The following is a 20,236-nucleotide window of genomic DNA, read 5'->3' on the forward strand; positions in this document are numbered from 1 at the left end:
GGCGTCTTTTATTTATTCTTCCCATTTATCTGAGCTGGTTTTAATTTTGGAATAAGCACTGTAAATAATAAAACCAATCCAATTCCAATCAATAATAGATATACCCACTGTAGTTTTAATCCTGTTTCCTGCGGTACATCTTGTACTGGTGAAGACCGAACAGGTGACTCAGGTGACGCAAACAAACCATATTTATCAACTTGAGATTGAATGGAGTGATTTGTTGTTGAATCATTTAAAAATAAAGAGCTCTTTAGAGAAGGCTTTTTCTCTTCATTCGTAAATGGAATTCCCATTATTTCCTCAGGAATGTTTTCTACTTCTCTTTTAGTTTGACCAAGAGAATCCGGATTAAGTTTTATCTTCTCATCTTGAAAGATATTCGGTGCTACATCTTGAACTTGTGTTTGCGTATCATCCGCTGCGTATGCACTTGACGTAGATAGAAAGAGAAGAATCGCTATAAATGCGATTCTTCCGATTATATTATGCTTCATACGTTTCATCACTCTCTGCTTGTTTATCCTTGGATGTGAGCATGCGAATGATAAACGGGATAACTGTTAATACAGCAGTTAGTCCAAGCAGAATAATAGTCGCTTCTGCAAATAGAGAAGTCGTTTCGTACTGGATTGACATATATACTTTTGAAGCCGGATCTTCATAATTAAAATTCGGCATTGCTAGATTTAATAGCGGCGTGATAAAGAATAAAATCATCAGCACTGTTATAATCCAACCTACGAAATTACCAATTAGGAAAGCTCCTCTTACAAGAGTTGAAGCTAATAGTAACAGTACAATCGTGAAGATAGACCATTCCATTGCCCTTTCTCCTGACAGTGAGTAAATATTTAAACTAAACGTACTAATCATTAAACCAACAATCATTACCAGTAGCCCAAAGAGTGATCCTCTTACTAAAAGGGGTGCATTTTTGTAGTAATGACTGAAGTAACCTATTAATAAACTGCTGATAAGAATAATAACAAGAAGCACAACCGGTGGAACAGTCTTTGTTTTTTCTGCTGGTACTTCACCGCTTACCTGTAGGGGATTTGCTAAGTAGTCATAAACATAGTCATTGTTTTGACCATCTACTAATGTATTATTCAATAGGCGATATACTTGGCCACGCACAAGCTTCGTTGAATCTACGTTTTGTGACCATTTATTATTAAGCGTATCTGCTTGATCTTGTACTTCATTAACCTTCTCTTGCAGTTCACCCGTATACTCCACAACGCTTGATTGACGTTCACCAAGAGTTGAAATCAAATCATTCATTCCTTTTAACTCTTGCCCCATACTCTTTTGAAGAGTCACGAGACTCGAAACATCTGCATTCTCTTGTGTTGGAGCTTCAACTGCACTTTCAGAAGCTACGCTTTGAACCGTCTCATTCATCGATCCTGCCTTTTCTTGAAGCGCTGATAAGCTTTCAACAATAGATGCTTGCTCTCTTTCAATAAGCTGGCCATAAGAATCCGTAAACTCTTGCATAGATGAAGAGAATGAATCTAGTCCTTCTGCTGTTGATAATAAGTTATTTTGTAGCTGCTTACGGATAACGCTTGGTTGCTCATCTCCATACAAAATTGCTTGAATGCGCTGACGGGTACCTTCATCTTGTAACACAGCGTCTTGAAGATCTCCGTTATTACCTCGATTTAAGGCTAGTTCATACTGTGAAAGGTCTCCATAATATTGGAAAAGCTTTGACATATTCTCTGTTTGAATACCTGGAGCAAACAGCTCAGCCAACCTTTGTTTTCTACTTTCGGATAGTTGACTTGACGATAAAATCTTGGCTTCCTTATTAGTAATCATGCTAACAACAGTTTGCACATCACCATTAGGCTGATTGTTTATTTCTTCTAACTGCGCAACTCTTTCTCTTAGCGCTTCATTGACAGCTAACAGCTCTTTGATTTGCTTTTGCAGTTCTTCTTTTCCATTATTGTCATTGTCTGCTTTCGGAACTTCAACCGTGACGTTTTCCAACTGGTCACTTACGCCCTGTAAGCGTGTAGAGAAGTCTGCAATTTTTTGTTGTGTGTCGGCCACACGTTCATTTTGCTCCTCTTCCGGTAACGCAGCAAGATTTTCATTCCACGCTTGAAGGTCGTCTTTTATTCCTTGAAGTTGTTGACGTTGATTCTCTAAATCAACAGGAACCGTTGTATAAGAGTCTTCGCTATCTTCTGGAGGCGCCTCACCCTCTTCATCTTCAGGAACGACCGGATTATCTTCTATCGGCGGTAGGGTCTCACCCTCTTCCCCTTTTGAAGGTGGTATCTCTAGATCTTTTCGAAGCGTAGACAGCTTACTTTGCACTTCATTTAGCGTTGTTTGCTCAGTCACTTGGCTGTATTGGCTGAGTAAATCCTGATTTAAACGATTAAGTTCATCTTGCTGTCCAGACGTTTTATCTTCTGTCGCTTCCTGCAAGTTATCAACCATTTCTTTGTTCTCATCAATTTGCTGCTGCACGGTTGAAAGCTTCCCAAATACTTTTCCTGCTTCACTCTCAAACTGCTCGCGATCACCATTTTGCCCTTCAGAAATTGTTGCAATTCCTTCTTGAATATCGCCCACACTTTCCGTTTGAGCTTTTAACAACATTTCTTTTTGTTTTTCTTGATACACTTTGTATTCTTCAACGTATTCAATGAAATTTGTTAAGTTTTCTTCAACCTGCTGTACATCATTTTTACGTTCACTTGAGCCTTCTTGCGCACTTTTTACGTTTGTTTGAATTTGCTCAAGAATTTTCTTTTGATCATCAATTTCACCAGCTAGATTTTTAGAATTAGGCTTATAGAAAGCTACCATGGTGTTTTGGAAAGCAATCTCTTTTTCTAAAATTTTATCGAATTGGCCTCTAACCTTTTCTACTTCTTGCGATACGTAACTCCAATACAGAGAAGACATATCATTATTTACTTTGGCCGTCGCATCCTCTAGTTCACGAACAACTTTTTCTTTATTAACTGCATTTAATTGATTTTGAACTTTGTATTGGAATGTGGCTTTCTTCGGCTTCTCTTGATCATACGTTAAAATATTCTCTGAGAAGTTCGATGGAATATAAATTACCGCATCATATTTACCACTTTGTAATCCATTTGCAGCTGCGCTTCGACTTAGGACTGTCCAATCGTAATCTGAGTCCTTATCTAATATGGCTGCTACTCGTTGTCCAAAACGAATAGGCTCTTCACCTTTTTCTTCCTCCACACCAATATCCTCATTTACAACAGCTATGGCTCTTGTTGCGTTTTCAGTTACTTTCAGCGGGTTATCACCAATATATTGAAAGAAAAGGGAAGGAAACCCTAAGATGAAAATGACAGCTACGATCACTTTAAGCATATATTTTCGCTGTTCCGTCATATTAGAACCTTCCTTTCACTCATACATAAGGGAATTTGAATACGTGTTGCTTTATTGTCTTTTACATAGTATCCAAAACCTGGGTTTACATCTGCTTCTTTACGGTCATAGTTTAGGTTAATCAGGTTTTGCTCTGACTTTTTCATTAGTAACACAGCTTGACGTATTTGCTTCATTTCAGTCGTTAATACATCAAACCCTTTAGAGAAGTCATTTTGACTTCCTGATGCAACGATATTAAAGCCAACATGGCTGTAATTTTTAATAAGCTTTGTAATACGATCTTGCATCAAGGTATCAATGGTTTGCTGGAACCGTCCAAATCCATCAATTACAAGAAGTATCGGTGTAAACGTTAGCTCACCAACGGTTCCATCATGAATCGCTTCCAAGTAGCGCTCTTCTCGTTTTTTGAGCCGTACTTCTGCTCCTTCTATCCACTGCATAATCTGCTCTTTCGTCTCAATGTATGCAATTTCATCTTCCGTAGCATAAGAAGAAAGGCCACGGTCAATTGCGTCAAATAAACCAATTTGATGAATTCCTTGTGCAAGGGACGTTTGTAGCATCACTTTAAGCACGTTTGTTTTGCCTTTTTGTGTCGGCCCCAGAATGAGACAATGTTTATTCTTGACTAGGTTTAAGTGAACTGGACGAACAAATTCTTCATCTAACCCAAGCGGTATAACACCGCTTTCTCGTACGATACGACGATCGGTCATGAACTCATGCAGTACAAGCTTAGGTTGTAACATTGGCACTTGTTCTGGTGGTGTAATATCTGCATATTTCTCTTTCAGAACCTGAACTTGATTTTTAATGTTATCAAGAATCGTGAAGTCATCTTCACCTTCAGCTGGCAAGAACATTTGTGAGAAATAAGACGTATCTGTTTTAATAACCGCACGCCCAGGTATCGCTTCTAGCGCATAAGGAATGCGCCCTAAAATCGTATAGGATTCCGAACTATCCATTAGATAATGAACAACCTTTGTTTTTAAGTTATTCATAAGCGACTGACGAACTGAGTTGATTCGTGTGGCTGTAAAAATCATGTAGACGCCAAGCGACTGGCCGTCGCGTACAAGCTGGGTAAACTGCATTTCTAAATCTTGCATTTCTTCCTTTACAAGATCAAAGTTATCAATTGTTATAAAGATAAGCGGCAGCTTCTCCTGACTAATTCGGTTATACATTTTTATATTGCTTACTTCTCTGTTTTGGAATAGCTGCTTGCGCTCGGCCAGCTCTTGCTTAATAATCTTCATGAACTTTTCAATTTTGCGTCCTTCGTCCATTAAGAAATAATCAGCCGTGTGTGGAAGCTGGCGTAATGGAAGCAGCGTACCATTTCCAAAGTCAAAGATATAGTAGTGTAGCTCATCTGGCTGATAACACTCTGCAAAGCTAAGCATAAGCGTCATCGCAGTGAATGATTTCCCATAACCTGATGAACCGAAGACACCGATATTGCCGTCTTCCATCATTTCGTATGCATATGGCGTTTGGCTCTGTTTTTCAGGCTCATCTACTAATCCAATATAGAATTTCTCTCTCTCTTCTATTTTGAAAGCAGAGCGATATAAACGATTCTCTAACGGTGGTAGCCATGGGCTTCTTAATCGATTAATCCCTAAGTTATACTGGACTTCTTCGATTCTTTCTACGATTACGTCAATCTCTGGCTGAGCGCTTTTCTTTTTCGTTTGCTGTGATGATACGTCAGAGAGTGGAATTAATCCTAAGTCTGTTACAATGGCCACTTCATCTTCCGTTCCATATACATCATCTTGCTGATAAGGTGCCCCGCTCCAAGCAGATTGGAATAGCTCATATACTTCGTTATTACCAACCTGTAAATAACCTCGACCTGTCACAGTAATTGAAGCCGCATCAGCATTTTTTAAGATTTCTTTACTATCTGTTGCGTCCTGTACTTTTAAAGCCACTTTAAACCTTGCGTTACTCCAAATTTGCTCATCGATGACTCCACCTGGCTTCTGTGTGGCCAAGATTAAGTGAACGCCTAAACTACGGCCAATACGAGCAGCACTGACGAGTTCTCGAATAAATTCTGGCTCTTCACTTTTTAGCTCAGCAAACTCATCCGATATCAAGAATAGATGTGGCAGCGGCTCTTCCGCATCGCCTTGCTTATACAGGTCTGTATAGTCGTTTATGTGATTGACTTCATACTGATCAAATAAACGCTGGCGCCTTTTAAGTTCACTTTTTATAGACGCCAAAGCACGCGTACTAAAGTTTTTACTACCTTCTATATTCGTGATAGTTCCAAGTAAATGTGGCATGTTTTTAAACGGCTGCGCCATTCCTCCACCCTTATAATCGATTAGTAGAAATGCGACTTCATGAGGATGAAAATTGACTGCTAACGATAGGATATATGTTTGTAAAAATTCACTTTTACCTGAACCTGTTGTTCCAGCTAGTAGCCCGTGTGGACCGTGTGCTTTCTCATGTAGGTTCAGCTCCACAAGATCCTCTTTGCCTTTTAAACCGATTGGTACAGCCAAAGACTTGGCCGACTCATTCGTATACCAGTTCTTCTCAATCGGCAGATCATCCACTTCCTTTGCTTGGAATAGCTCAAGAAAGGACACACTGTCTGGAATAGAATTAGTCATTCCTATTTGATGATCTAACGTCCGCAGCATGCGAGCAAATGCTTCATTATCTTCGTTGCGGTGTTCATCAAGCTGAAATGGAATATTAACGGCCTTTTTCTTTTGAATTAAAATGTCTCCCTCTTGTTCATTAATATAGCGAATAAGAGTGTGAACATTATCAGATAAACTTTCCTTTGTTTCGGCTCCAAAGATTGTAGAGAAACCAAGGTGCGGATGCTCTCCTTCGAGATATTCTAAAATCACATGATCTGCAATAAGCTGCTGATTCGTAACAATGAATACTAAGTGAGGTAAAAACGCACCAGTTCCTTTCTCTTCATCCAAATCTCGCTCACGCAATAATTCATAAATAGACGATAAAAGCTGGTCTCTTGTTTTTTCATTATAAATAAAGCCTTTCGCAAACGAATGAGGCAGCTGAAAATGTGGAAGCCACTTCATCCATTCCCAATCCTTATACTCGCTTTCATCAAAGATAAAGATAAAGCGAACATCATGATAGCTATGGGCAAAGGACAGCTGACCAATTAACTGATGAAGCTCACGCTTAACGGTTTTTGATTTACCAATTAAGCCAATAGCTCCGTTTTCTAATTTCGCAGTGATTGGAGCCTGGGAAACTTCGCGGTATACCTTTTCCATGTGCTGAGACTGTTCAAGTAAATCGTCAATTTCTCTATTAGCCATATCTCCTGTATTTAAGGAAATTTCATAGCTAGAAGGTACTGTACCGGTACCAAGACGCATTTGAAGAAAATCGCTACTATCTAGCGTTCGTTCCCAAATACGATCAGAAATATGATTAGTTAGATACTTCATTCGCTCAAATGTTGGAAAGTGATAATGAAGCACTCTTCCCTGTGATTCAGCTAGCTCTTGAAGCTCCGTACGTTTATTTTCTAAATACTGCGTGTAAATACGGCGACGACGTTCTTGACGCTTTTTACGCTGCTTTTTATCTCTGAAATACTGTACCGTTGAGACAACAAGCGTCGTCGTAAACATCATCACGGAAATAATAATAAAGATTCCACGCGGCTGAATAAGGGCTACAGTCCCCATAACGAGGAGCATAACAAGTGGTGGTAAGATTGTAAGCCATAAGCTCCTATTATTATCATCGCTATCCTGTGCTGGAAACGATAAGTGCACTTTTTCATCGGGAAGTTCATAAATCATCCGCGGTGTGCGACGATAAATAGGATATTTCTTTTTCATTTCGGAAATAGGCTGTTTTGACTTAGGAAGTTTCGTGAAAAATTCAGTAAAGCTATGAACCTTTAATAAATCATGTTCTATTAATTCAATTGTAACAGCTCCCCACATAATCACATCACCAAGTTTTAACTCGGTCACACTTGAAATATGCTGGCCGTTTACAAATACGTTACCGTCTTTTGGAATGATTCGCCACATTGCTTTGGTTTTTAGCAAAGAAAATTCCTTGCTGTTATGTACAATTAGATTTTCTTTAGGCTGATAGACATCGGCTGTATCGTCAACGGTGGAAAAGTTAATCTCATGATAATAATCTATATAGTACGTATCTTCGTGCAACTTTTCCGGACTTAGTACAAACCGAAGATTTTGATCGCTTTCTTGGAGCGTAATCGAGTCGTAATAACTCAGTTGACTCAGTTCGTTATTACCTTGGGAAATAACTATTTTTCGATCTTTTGTTGTTGATATAGTAATGACACCTTTTTCAAATGGATAGGAGAAAAAAGTCACCGTCTCTTTCGAACTATTACCTACAGTTGCTTGGCGAAAATTATCCCAGTTGATCGGCAACTGCTGATAAGTGGTTCCGCTAAAAATCCATAAAATACTCATCTGTCCACCTCCTAGGATGCCGGTTTATCCGACGAATCTGAGTTAGGAGCAGGGGTTTCATCTGACTTTTCATCTTTATTTTGCTCAGCTTCTTTTTCGGACTGCTTCTTATCTGCAGGCTCAGGCTGCTTTTCGCTCTCCTGCTGCTCCTCTTTGGCTGACTCTTCTGCTTGCTTCTTCTCTTCTTCAATCTGTGATTCAAGTTCTTCAATTTCACTTTGAACCGGGTCTAGCTTCTCTTTTCTTTTATCGCTCGCAAGATTTTCATCTACTTTTAACTGATTTTCATATTTATAAAGGCCATATAAAATTAAGCTTCGATCTTCTAATAAGCGTGCTTCTTCTAAAGCCTGTTCATTTTCACCTCGACCGATATGAATCCAATAGCTTAAATATTTATCGTCTGATTGAAGCGTAACTGTATTTTGAATCACTTCTTTTTGTTCTTCACTTAATGATTCGTTCGTTAAGTAAGCTAAAGCCAGTTCGTACTGAACAACCTTTGGCATTTCTTTTACTTTATAATCTTCCAACTGCTCAATGACCCCGCTATACTCCTGCTGTAAAAAAGCTTCATTACTATTTACAAAAGCCTCTTGCTTTGGCTGCAAGAAAAATGTGGAGTAAAATGTATAAATTAAAGCGGGAATTAAGAGCACCGTGACACCAATTGATGCAAAGCGAAAAATAGTCCACTTTTTCTTTGGAACGGTGATAACGGTTTTTCGCGCTTCTTCTACTATCTTTAGCTGTTCTCGAATAATCGTTAAAAGTTCACTTAAGTCGTTAGCCTTCATTAGTTTGGAAGCAACTTCTGATAGCTCAATTGTTTCGTGCAATTTCAAATACTGAATAAAGCTATATTTCGAATCAACAAGTGAAGCAATTGTCGCTTTTACTTCTGATAGCTCACGAGCCGAGTCATATTCGTATGGTGGAATGCTTTCTTTAATTCCATAGTGTAAAAAAGCAGGTGTTAAGCTTGCATCAAACATTAAATTTTCTGGACAAATTACAAGGTGAAATCTTGTAAAAGCATGATTTTGTATAGATTTTACAAGCTGATACGCAAACTGCCACTTTTGCTCTTCCGTCTTTTTCTTAAAAAAGGAAAATGGAACGAAAGCTTCGGACGGCTGAATTTTCACATGGAGCTCATCTTCATTTACGATGATTTCACGAATGAAATCTGGATGCATCTCCTTTAACATATCGACTTCTATGCCATCATTTAGCTTTATCTTTTCCTTTTGAAAAATAAACGTATAGCCTTCTTGTTTATCACGAATAATAGACGCTTCTAATAAGCTTTCTAAGTAAGTCGGTTTCTTTTCTGCCATTTTAGTAAGCTCCTTCAAAGAATTTCAATGCAATCACCGCTTGAAATGCCACATTCATTTAATTTTTGATGGCCTGCAAATACCACGTTTTTATTCGGAACGCGAACCCAGTATCCTTCTTTTGGTGTACTTGAAATTTTTTTAGCTTGCCATGCAATTTCAATCACTTTTTTTACAGAATGATAGTCTGATAGTCTCAAATCAAACCGCTCACCCGTATAGTGTTTTAGATCGATGGTCACTTCAATATACATATGATCTCACCTCAAAACATAGAAAAAGCGCCGTCATCTAAAAAAATGGGGCGCTCTTTTTATCTTATCACTCTTTGTATGAGCAAATTAACCACGAATTTGGCTAGCGATTTGGTTGTCTGTATCTTCAAGAACGGTTGCAGAATCATCAAGCTGTTTAGCAATTTTGTTTAACAGATTCGACATTTCCACGAAAGATGGCTTTAGCTCTTCATATTGAGCGATAAATGCTTGGCTAGAAGCACCTTCCCACATATCTTGTAATTGATTTCTCATCATATCAAGGCGGCCAACTAGGTCTTGAACTTGCCCACTTTCATTATTATAGCGAGCAGCCATTTCACGAAGTTCTGCTGGAGTAACACGAATGATTCCTGACATCGATTTCTCTCCTTATGTATCGTTATAGATTTACTTTAATTGTAAGAAAGAATAGGGTTGAAGGTCAAAGAGAACTTGTAAGAACCAGAAAAAATAAGAATATATATCTACATATACCCCTAAAAAATTACAAAAAAACCTATAAAACAATGATTTTTATCACAGTAAATATGGCATAAACAGAGACAATTATACCTACATAATAGAAATATGTTCATTTATCATACAAAAAAAGCTAACAATTGTGATAAAGTTTGTTAGCTTCTATTTAAGATGAAAAGTAATTAAAAAGATTCTTATTTTCTTTTAGCATTTTTAATTCTTCTGGAATAAGAAGTTTTGAAAGCGGGGTATCTGGATTTAGTAAAATTGCCGTATTCTCGTTTATCTCTTGCAATAAATCAGAAAATTTAATCACTGCAGCTCTTTCTTCTTTTAACATCTTCTCAAATGGATAATTAGATGAAAAGGCAGGTAAATATATTTTCTGATTCTTTTCCATTACTCGTACACGCTTGTAAAAGTCAGCAGACTTTTCATTACCTGATACTTCGATACATAACAGGTTGCTTTTCATTAGTTCTTTATAGAAATGTCCAATTTCTCTATTATCTTTCATTGCTTCAATTAAAGCTTTTTCTAATGAATTAAAAGAACTACCCATATTTTTCAATTCCATGCTGTATATTTTTTGAGTCGTTAAACGTCTGTAAGAAAGAAACTTGTTGATTAGTTAACAGTTTTTTGTACAGACCGCCTTTTTCTCGTTTATTCATCTGATCTTATTACACCTCAAACTTCATAAATTTTCAATCAATTACATCGCGCTTTCTTTGCATGGAGCGCAGTAACTATTCTTCTTCGTTCCAAGTTTTCTTAAAGGAATTCTCACTTTCCCTTTCATTCCCCTGCAAAATCTAGATTTTGAGCTAAATTTGTTCTATCTTCTATTTTTTGAAGGCCTTTACCACCCAATATGCCTAAACCCATTTGGATAACACCGTATGTGAAAAACTCTGTGCGAGTATGCAAATCACCGCTTGCTACTTTTTCTTCCCATGAATTCGAAAGTGATGCCCACATCATGTCTAGCGTCTCTAAAGGTTGCGTAATTTCAGCTCGCATCGTTTCAAAAGTTCCCCATTCCGAAAGAGACTTAATCCCTTCCCATGTATCCTTAACCCCCGTTGTGGCACCGTCCCACACGCTGCTCCAAAACTCTGTCCAACCACCGGATAGCTCATCTGCTTCTTTTAGTTTTTCAGCTGTTTCGCTAACGAGGAGGTAAGCACTTTCAGTTAGCGATTCAATTTTTCCAATAATTTGCTGAATTTCCTCTTGTAAATTTAGAATAGACTCAACGTTTGCCACGGATAAAAAGTGCAGATTCGTGGATTCCCAGCTTAAACGCTGCAACGCATCTTCTGCTTCTCCTCTCGAGTGCTTAATGCGCTCTGAAAACCGCTCCAAGTCTTCAAAATTCACTTTAATTTCCATGTATACACCCTCTTTCCTATCGATATGTTTCATTTACATATATTAAAAGCCTACTAGATAGCCTCTGCTTCTTCTCTTAGCCTCAACATTTCGTGATGCAATGAGCGGTATAGCTCGTCTCGAACGTCATATAACCGATAAGCTGTCTGTAAGATTTCATTATTAACATTCTCATAAGAGTCTTTCGAACGGCCAGACCATTCAGAAGTATACTGTTGATGAGCATTTTGAAGGGCATATAGCATTTCTTCAAAACGATTAATAATTTGTTGGACCGTCTCTAAATACAGCTCAAGCTTTTCAACATCTCGATTATATTCCATTCGCTTCCTGTTGCGATCCATATCGTCAAAGAAGTCATCCATCGCATCAATCAAAATATCCCACGTCCTTATTCCTTTATTATTAGAAGTCTCTTAAAGTAATGTTAAAATAAGGTTATCCAAAACAAAATGCATCGTTTAAACTATTTTCAATAATAGGATAATATATCTATATGATTTTTTACCCAAAAGAAAGCAACGCCCTTTAGCTTATAGGCGTTGCTTTTTAAACTCTTATTACTTTATCACAATCAAAATTCTTTTGAAAAGCAAATAAAGAGATTATTTCTTTTTACTATGTTTATGAGAAGATGTTTTGTTATTTGTCTTTTTTCTAGGCTTGTAACTTTGCCTTTTTTCTTGCTTTGTACCTTCTTCTACAACTTCACCCATATACAGTTCTTTCTTTGCTAGTTCAATTTTCAACTCGCGTGCAATTTGCTTTAGCTCTCTCTCTTCACGCTCTGTTACAAGTGAAATGACCGTTCCCTCAGCCCCAGATCTTCCCGTACGTCCTGATCTGTGCACATATTGTTCAACACTTTGAGGAGCATCTACATGAATAACGTGTGACAGCTCTTTAATATCAAGGCCACGTGCCGCTACATCCGTCGCTAATAAGATTGGAAACTCGCCTTTACGAAATGACGTTAAAACCTTTGAGCGATCAAGCTTTCGCGTTTCGCTATGAAGCGACCCTACGTTAAGCTTCTTAAACTTCAGCTTTTCTTCAAAAGTAGATAACGTTTCAATCCCTTTGAAAAAGGCTAGAGCTTTCATTGGTCCCTGATGCGCAAGCTTACGAAGTACTTCTACCTTATCTCTACCTTCACTTACGATATACATATGCTCAACTTTTGGAGCAGGAAGTTCATCTCTATTTACTTGAACGAAAAGAGGGTCATTCATTAATTCCTTAGCTAATATTTGCGTATGCTGGGATAGCGTGGCTGAAAACACAAGAAGCTGACGGTCACTTGGAGCCATTTTAACAATACCTTGTACCGTTTGAATATGTTCAGACACAAACAACTGGTCGGCTTCGTCAATAACGATTGTTTTCACTTCATGCATCTTCACTTTTTTCATTTTAATCAGCTCTTGAATGCGGCCAGGTGTTCCAACGATTAGGTTAGGACGTTTTTTCAACTTTTCCACTTGACGCTTAATGTTCGCTCCACCAATAAGCGCTGCGCTAGAAATTCCGCTTCCTTGCCCCCATGTTTGAATTTCACTATGAATCTGCATAACAAGCTCATGAGAAGAAGCTAAGATTACAGCTTGAATATGAGATGGTCCTGGCTTAATGTCATGTAAAATTGGCAGTAGATAAGCAAGGGTCTTACCCGTACCTGTTGGCGATTCGCCCATTACATCTCTTTTATTTAAAATTTCTGGTATAGCTTTTGTTTGGATAGCCATTGGCTGTTCAAAGCCTGCCTTCTTCCACGCTTCTTGCAAGAAAGGCTGTAGCTGTTCAATAAATTGACTCATATCTTTTCTCCTTTGTCGTTCATCTATTATAAATGCGTAGAGCATCCGTTTCACCTTCAATAGAAGTCCCACCTATGATACACCATTGATTCGTTGAAATACAATGCTTCACGTGAGTATTCATAAGAAAAGCATTGAAAACGCGTCAAAACAATGCATTTTCAATGCTCTTTTCTTGGGACTATCTTAAAATTGGAAGCCTCATTGTAATGGTAGTTCCTGCACCAGTAACGGACCTTACAATAATATGGCCACCATGGAGCTCACAAATGGCTTTGGCAATGTTCATTCCAAGACCCGATCCCTCTTTTTTTTCACTTGTATTTGTTCCCCGGTAATAACGCTCAAAAAGGTTTTCAAGTACGGTTTGATCCATCCCTACTCCATCATCCTTCACTTCGATAGAAATAAAGTCTGTTTCTACAAAAATTGATAGTTTAATAGTAGTATGAGGTGGATTATGCTTGATTCCATTAAAAATGATATTATCAAGCATTCTCTCAAACCAACGTTTATCAACCTTTACTAAAACCTTTTCATTTAAAGGTTTATAAACAAAATGAACATCCTGAATTGTTCGATCATTTACAAACTTTAACACCACATTTTGGAGAAGTTGATTAATTTCTAAAGGTTTAGCCTCTAAAGGAATAGCTTGATTTTTTAGTTTAAAGGCTAACGAAAAATCCTCTACCAGCTCAACCATATATTCTCCTTTTTGACGAAGCGTCTCACCAATTTCTTTCAGCTCTGCTTCCGTCCATTTATACTGCCCACTTTCAAGCATATGACCATAGCCTTGAATAGTCGAAATGGGCGTTCTTAAATCGTGAGAAATGCCTGTCATCCACTCCTCTCTCGTCAATTCGAGCTTTGTTCGCTCTCTTTCAGCGACGCTGAGCTTTTCTGCCATCTTATAGAAAGCTTTTATGACTTCTTCATATAAACGGTACTGGAATCGAACTTTTCCATTTTTACGAAACACACGCTTTTTTTCTTTATCTGTTAGTACTTCTGAATAGTTACCATTTCCCATTCTTTCAAGCCAGCTGGTAAACAATAGAAGCGGACCTCCGTATCGAAAAGCATTCCATACGGCAAACGCAATGGTGGCCAACAATACAGTGACTGCAATGACAATAACTACAATAATAATTTGTTTAATAACAGATGCATTCACAATATCCGTATGCTGGCGGTTAGGAGTATGAAAAACCCACGTGTACCCCGTCTTTTTATCATAAAAATTAGTGGTGGTTGTATCATATTTACCTGGTTCAAACTTGCGACCAATTAACTCTAAAGGACGATATCTTGCTTCTCGTTCTTCTCTAAATGCAACAACGATATGGCCTGTTGAATTTAAAATTTGCAGACTCGCATTGTTTTTCACTATTTCCTGCGTAATATCCTTTTGTTCTTTTTCATTCGGCAACTTTCCTTGATACTTTTCATAGATATTCTGTAATTCATCCCGTAAGTCATTTTCATACCCAAGGACATAGTAAGAAGGTACGTCAAAAAATTTCTCAAACGAAGTAACAACCTGATACTCTTTTAGTTTCTTTGTTTCTTCCATTTGTATAAGTTCAGCCACTGAATATCTATCTGGAAAGCCTTCCGGAGTATTTACTTCACCGATGACCTTTCCACTTTCATTAATAACTTGATACCACATATTTTCCTTTACAATTTGCTTTTGAATCTTTTCTGGTATTACTGCGTGGTCTTCTGTAACATCAGTATCTGTAACAAGAAGGCTAAGAGTGCCTGAAGGAAAGTCATGTTTAATTTCTTCGTTTGAAAGATAAAAAGCAAGAATAAAAAACACTGCGCATAACAGCAGTAGTATGCAAACAAACAAGGAGATAAACTGAAAAGAGAAATGGAAGGTTAGTCTTCTTTTAATTGATTTCACGATGTTTTTCCACGGACCAGCTTATATCCAAGTCCTCTTACGGTAAGAAGATGCTTTGGACTTCCTGGATTTTCTTCAATTCGCTCTCGAATTCTACGAATATGAACAGTGACTGTATTTTCATCAACAAACTGATTGTATCCCCAAACCGCTTCTAAAAGCTGTGACTTAGATAATACAATGTTGACGTTTTTACAAAAATGAAGTAGCAACAAAAAAACCTGAGCGGGACAAGCTACAACCTTTCCATTCACAATTAATTCGCCTGCTGTTTCATCAACTATAAAGTGATCAAACGTATAGCGCTTCACCATTGAAACAGATTGGCCATGCTTTGATTTTTCAAGAAGCGCTTCCTTCCGCCGTAATCTTGCTTTAATTCGAGCTGCGATTTCTAATGGGTTAAACGGCTTCGTCACATAGTCATCCCCACCAATCGCAAACCCAGTTAATACATCTAAATCCGATACCTTGGCCGTTACAAACAGAATATAGGCGTTTGATAGTTCTCGGATTTTCGGACAAATATCAAAGCCGCTCTTATCAGGTAACATGACGTCTAATAAAATAATATCAACTGAATGTTTTTGTAATACATCTAGTGCTTCTTTTGCATTATACGCTTTATATATATGTTGAAAACCCTCTTTATTCAGTACCGTTTCCATCATTTTCACAATGGCCACCTCGTCATCCACTAATAAAATAGATGCTTTATTCATCTTAGTCACCTCTTTATCTTATTATCCGTTTTCGATTTTATCATAGCAACATTACGAAAAGATTAACATTATTAGGGAATATTAATGAGATGATAATCTACTGTTTACGTTCTTGAAAATATGCGGCCATATACTGAATACATAGATTAACAGAAAAGAGGCTCTTGATATGGACACAAAACGTGTGACGCTAATTGATAGCATGAGAGGATTTAGTTTATTTGGTATCTTACTCGCTAATGTGCTCATTTTCCAGTACGGAATTTATGGAAAAGATGCGATTCACTTATTCTCTTTATCGGAAAGCGATATGGGTGGATATTACTTTTTAAAAATAGCTGTTGAAGGAAGCTTCATGCCAATTTTCACTTTTTTATTTGGGTATTCAATGGTCAAAATGCAAGAGGGCTTAAAGCGAAAACAGCTGAGTGTGAAACGTCACTTTTCTCGACGTTTTATCTTGCTTTTGGCAATGGGTATGTGCCATGGAATTTTCCTTTGGGAAGGTGATATTCTTGCTTTTTACGGGATGATTGGCTTCTTTTTATTATTTTTCTTTTTAAACCGTAAGCCAAAAACGCTGCTACTATGGGCTGCACTGTTATTTCTTTTAGTTGGGGCATCAAGTTACGGATCGTTAAATGAAACAACTGAATTCTTAATGGATAAGGATAATTTAGCAACTTACGTCAAAGAATCTATTTCAATCTATGGTTCTGGAACCTATACAGAAATTAGTGATTATCGTAATAACTCCGATGAGCCGTTAAACATTGATGGAACCAAACTGGCATTGATCTTTTTACTAGCTCCATTTGCTACAGCACCTTTATTTCTACTCGGTATGTATGCAGGAAAGAAAGGTTGGTTTCAAAGTCCAGCACTGCATCAAAAGCGTTATGGACGCCTGGCCGTCATTTTAATCCCTATCAGTTTACTTTTTAAAGCTACTGCGCATGTGTGGCCAGATGCTAGCTGGGCAGGTATTCCAAGTGCTTTTGGATTAAATCTGCTATCGCTCGGCTATATGTTTGGGTTTGCATGGGTTTATTGCAAGCTTGAGAAATCCACTCTGATGAAGGCTTTTGAAAGCGTTGGCCGCCTTTCACTAAGCAACTACTTGTTCCAAACGGTGATCTGCACCACTATTTTTTATGGATATGGCCTAGGGCAGTTCGGAACATTTGGCATGATTAAAGGCATTGCACTATGTACAACAATCTATTTCATTCAGCTCGTTTTCAGTTTGCTTTATTTACGTAAGCTTAAAGTTGGCCCTGTCGAACAGCTGCTTCGTATGTGGACGAATTTATCATGGAGTGGCAAAGCAACCATGAAGAAAACATTTATAGATAATAGTAACAAATCTGTAATTTAATCGATTTTCATAGGAGGATTTATTGATGTGGGCTATTAGTACAAAAGAGTTTCAAGGGTTATTTAAAAGTATTCGATCTATTATTATTATTCTATCTATTCTCGGAGTATCCTACGGATTAGCTCATCTCATGGAGCAATTTGAAACCCAATTAACGCAGACACAGTTTAAGGATGGCGCCAATAGCGGGATTATCATAATGCTATTAGTATTCGGCCCGCTTTTTGTTTCAAGCCTCTCTCACGGCTTAATAAATCAGGAAGTAAAATCCCGAACAATGAGATTTTTAGCTACAAAAGCCTCTAGAGAACACATTATTTTAGGAAAGTTTTTAGGGGTTTGTCTCTTTTGGTTTACGTGTATTACGGCATCATTTTTCTTAATTGCGCTTGTTTCACACAGCTTTTCTTTGTCCATATTTTTCGAGTGTATCTTGTTTGCCACTTGTATCATCTCATTAGTTCTCATGATTTCAACATTAATTTCTAATCCAGCTCATACGATGTTTTTTACAATAGTTTTATCTGTCGCTTTACCAGCAATAAGCATTTGGAGCATATTTTCATCTAAGCTATATATTACATGGTTTAAATATATAACCCCATACTATTATATCTATCTAGGAAAGGGCTATATACTGATACTCTTAGCATTTGTCGGCTTGTTTATAACAATCAGCTTGCTTCATTTTAAAAGGAGAGAACTATGATGTATGCAATTGAAACATATAACCTAACTAAGCAATATGGTGATAAAATCGCTGTTAATCATATTAGTTTAAAAGTTTCTTCAGGAGAAATCTTTGGATTTCTAGGTCGAAATGGAGCTGGTAAATCTACTTTTATTAACATGTTAACAGGTATTTCTTTACCTTCTCAAGGAGAGTTTAAACTTCTAGGCAAGCCAATGAGCCAAAAACAAAGAAAGCAAATTGGGGTACTCCCTGACTATTCAACTTTTTATGACCATATGACAGCTTTACAACACTTGCGTTACTTCTCAAAAGTACAAGGAATTAAGCTATCTATAGAAGAAGCTTCTACCTTTCTAAAAAAGGTCGGCCTTTTAGGTTCCCAACATCAAAAGGTAAAGAATTTTTCATTTGGAATGAAAAAGAAATTAGGTATTGCTCAGGCCATTTGTTCCAACCCTACGCTCATTTTTCTGGATGAACCAACTTCAGGAGTCGATATGGAATCCGCACTTTCTATTCATACGCTCATTAAAGAGCTGCAGGCAGAAGGAAAAACTATCTTTATGACCTCACATAATTTACATGAAGTAGAAAAACTATGTACTCGCATAGCCATTATGAAGGACGGCGAGATTGTAACAGAGGGGACCATGGAAGACCTTCGCTCTCAACATCAAAAAAAGAAAAGGGTTGTAATTAAGCATGACCCTTACCCAACAAATCAATCTAAGTCAATTAAGCAACTGTTTCGTACTCTAAGCCCTAAGTTTGAATGTGGACATACGGAGACAACGGTTATGTTAACAAGCAGAAAGAATATTCCGTTTCTCATTCGTGAGCTTACACAATTAGATGTCAATCTTTATAAAGTAGAAGTGGAGGAACCTTCTTTAGAAAATATATTCTTGCAAGAAAACACCTCACCAACTTTACATGTAAACAATTAATAAAAAGCCCCCGCCTTTATCAAAGCGGGGGCTTTACAAGTACTATTCATTAGCTAAAGGCAATGATACTGTTACCAATGTTCCTTTTCCTTTTTCACTCTCAAATTCAATTTCACCTTGGTGACGTTCAATAATTTTAAAACAAACGGCTAGCCCCAGTCCTGTACCTGCTTCTTTGGTTGAATAAAAAGGTGTCCCAACTTGTTCAACTCTCTCTTCACTCATGCCAATTCCTGTATCCCTGAACTGAATAACGGCAAAACCTTCTTCTTCAGCTAATGTTACAATAATCTCACCTTGATTAATTATTGCTTCAATACTATTTTTAATAATATTAATAAATACTTGTTTTAGCTGATTAGGATCTGACATAACGTACAGGTCTCTCTTTGAGTCATAATGAGCAATTAAAGAAATGTTATTAAAATTTGCTTGAGCTTCCATTAAGATTAACACTTGCTTTAACACTTCGTTTAAATTGGTTATCTCAAAAGCTACATGCTGTTTTTTACCTAAAATAAGCATCTCACTAGAAATTAAATTAATTCGATCAATTTCAGCCATCATGATGTCAAGGTAACGTTCATCTACTTGCTTTGTAGCCTGCATGACTTGTACAAATCCTTTTAATGAAGTAAGAGGATTTCTTACCTCATGAGCAACGGCGGCTGCCAGCTGACCAATTACAGACATTTTCTCAGAAGCAATCATAAGCTCTTCATCTCGACGATAATTCGTAATATCCCTGGCAATCATAAATACACCGACAACTTGACTATTAACGACGATTGGTAAAAGTGAACTTCTTAATAAGCGTACTTGCCCTTTTTGATTAATAATCTTTAATTCATACTTAGCACTCTCACCTTTTAAAACATTACGAAAATGTTCATGACAAAGACTTTGATCATCATCAGCGATTAATTCTGAGGTTTTCATCCCTTTTAGCTGTAATCTTGAATAACCTGTTATTTTTTCACCTTGAGGGTTAGTAGAGAGAACTTGCCCTTCTTTACTAATCTCAAATACTGCATCCGGGTTATGTTTAAATAATGATTGATAGTGTTCATGGCTAGTTAGAAGTTCATAATCCTTTTTGGATAACTCATCCTGTGATTGAAGCAAATGATATGCACGACGATAGACTAACCCGTATAGAATAATACCTGTCGCCAACATGAAGAACCAGCCTTTATACTGTTGAAAAAAGATATATAATTCGAACTTATCTTGAGCAAGAATACGAGACAACTTATCAGAAATAAGAATCCATACGGCTCCCGTTATAATGTACATCACTGCAATCTTCAGTGCTGCTTTACGAGCATCTTTTATCAATGTTTATCCACCTATTATTTTTTATAGTTTTGATGTCAGAGCAAAAAGTAATTTACTTTCCATTAAATCTACT

General features: G+C 37.4%; 16 protein-coding genes. 3 read left to right on the top strand and 13 right to left on the bottom strand.

Annotated elements, in window-relative coordinates:
* Positions 1–8: 8 nt before the first annotated feature.
* The 12 genes from essA to V2145_RS20260 all read right to left on the bottom strand — a co-directional run bounded on the left by essA (position 9) and on the right by V2145_RS20260 (position 15,806).
* A complete protein-coding gene (gene essA / locus V2145_RS20205; protein WP_094911308.1) occupies positions 9–497 on the bottom strand; it encodes a type VII secretion protein EssA in 489 nt (162 codons plus the stop codon).
* Positions 487–3,396, bottom strand: coding sequence for a type VII secretion protein EsaA (gene esaA, locus V2145_RS20210; RefSeq protein ID WP_311859722.1), 2,910 nt, complete (start codon positions 3,394–3,396; stop codon positions 487–489). The genes essA and esaA overlap by 11 nt, the downstream gene beginning before the upstream one ends.
* Positions 3,393–7,877 carry a type VII secretion protein EssC gene (gene essC, locus V2145_RS20215; RefSeq protein WP_311859724.1) on the bottom strand — a complete coding sequence of 1,495 codons (4,485 nt, stop codon included), beginning with the start codon at positions 7,875–7,877 and terminating at the stop codon, positions 3,393–3,395. Before essC ends, esaA begins: the two co-directional genes overlap by 4 nt.
* Before the next feature lie 11 nt (positions 7,878–7,888).
* Positions 7,889–9,217, bottom strand: a complete 1,329-nt coding sequence (essB, locus tag V2145_RS20220; RefSeq protein WP_311859726.1) for a type VII secretion protein EssB — start codon at positions 9,215–9,217, stop codon at positions 7,889–7,891.
* A 14-nt stretch (positions 9,218–9,231) separates the two neighbouring features.
* Complete coding sequence (locus V2145_RS20225) at positions 9,232–9,471, bottom strand: EsaB/YukD family protein (protein ID WP_311859729.1); 240 nt, start codon at positions 9,469–9,471, stop codon at positions 9,232–9,234.
* A gap of 87 nt (positions 9,472–9,558) precedes the next feature.
* The gene (locus V2145_RS20230; protein WP_094911303.1) at positions 9,559–9,852 is read right to left on the bottom strand and encodes a WXG100 family type VII secretion target; all 294 of its coding nucleotides are present in this window, start codon (positions 9,850–9,852) and stop codon (positions 9,559–9,561) included.
* Between the two features lie 268 nt (positions 9,853–10,120).
* The gene (locus V2145_RS20235) at positions 10,121–10,516 is read right to left on the bottom strand and encodes an SseB family protein (RefSeq protein WP_311859732.1); all 396 of its coding nucleotides are present in this window, start codon (positions 10,514–10,516) and stop codon (positions 10,121–10,123) included.
* A 236-nt stretch (positions 10,517–10,752) separates the two neighbouring features.
* Positions 10,753–11,349, bottom strand: a complete 597-nt coding sequence (locus V2145_RS20240; protein WP_311859734.1) for a hypothetical protein — start codon at positions 11,347–11,349, stop codon at positions 10,753–10,755.
* A 53-nt stretch (positions 11,350–11,402) separates the two neighbouring features.
* Positions 11,403–11,726 (bottom strand): hypothetical protein, encoded by a 324-nt coding sequence (locus tag V2145_RS20245; RefSeq protein WP_222582512.1) that lies wholly within the window; start codon positions 11,724–11,726, stop codon positions 11,403–11,405.
* Positions 11,727–11,954: 228 nt separating this feature from the next.
* Positions 11,955–13,166 carry a DEAD/DEAH box helicase gene (locus tag V2145_RS20250; protein WP_330988185.1) on the bottom strand — a complete coding sequence of 404 codons (1,212 nt, stop codon included), beginning with the start codon at positions 13,164–13,166 and terminating at the stop codon, positions 11,955–11,957.
* 181 nt (positions 13,167–13,347) lie between these two features.
* Complete coding sequence (locus V2145_RS20255) at positions 13,348–15,084, bottom strand: sensor histidine kinase (RefSeq protein ID WP_330988186.1); 1,737 nt, start codon at positions 15,082–15,084, stop codon at positions 13,348–13,350.
* Positions 15,081–15,806 carry a response regulator transcription factor gene (locus V2145_RS20260; protein ID WP_311859740.1) on the bottom strand — a complete coding sequence of 242 codons (726 nt, stop codon included), beginning with the start codon at positions 15,804–15,806 and terminating at the stop codon, positions 15,081–15,083. Before V2145_RS20260 ends, V2145_RS20255 begins: the two co-directional genes overlap by 4 nt.
* 169 nt (positions 15,807–15,975) lie before the next feature.
* Between V2145_RS20260 and V2145_RS20265 the strand changes: the two genes are divergently transcribed.
* Genes V2145_RS20265 through V2145_RS20275 form a run of 3 tightly spaced genes read left to right on the top strand, consistent with a single transcriptional unit; the run spans position 15,976 to position 18,825 of the window.
* Entirely contained in the window at positions 15,976–17,184 is a 1,209-nt protein-coding gene (locus V2145_RS20265) for a DUF418 domain-containing protein (RefSeq protein ID WP_330988187.1), read from the top strand.
* A 25-nt stretch (positions 17,185–17,209) separates the two neighbouring features.
* Complete coding sequence (locus V2145_RS20270) at positions 17,210–17,893, top strand: ABC transporter permease (protein ID WP_311859743.1); 684 nt, start codon at positions 17,210–17,212, stop codon at positions 17,891–17,893.
* On the top strand, positions 17,893–18,825 hold the full coding sequence (locus V2145_RS20275) for an ABC transporter ATP-binding protein (RefSeq protein WP_311859795.1): 933 nt from the start codon (positions 17,893–17,895) through the stop codon (positions 18,823–18,825). The genes V2145_RS20270 and V2145_RS20275 overlap by 1 nt, the downstream gene beginning before the upstream one ends.
* Positions 18,826–18,867: 42 nt before the next feature.
* On the opposite strand, the gene V2145_RS20280 is transcribed toward V2145_RS20275, so the two are convergent.
* A complete protein-coding gene (locus tag V2145_RS20280; protein ID WP_094911294.1) occupies positions 18,868–20,163 on the bottom strand; it encodes an ATP-binding protein in 1,296 nt (431 codons plus the stop codon).
* Between the last annotated feature and the right edge of the window lie 73 nt (positions 20,164–20,236).

Source organism: Priestia sp. GS2, assembly GCF_036409025.1.
In the GTDB taxonomy this organism is placed as follows: Bacteria; Bacillota; Bacilli; order Bacillales; family Bacillaceae_H; genus Priestia; species Priestia aryabhattai_A.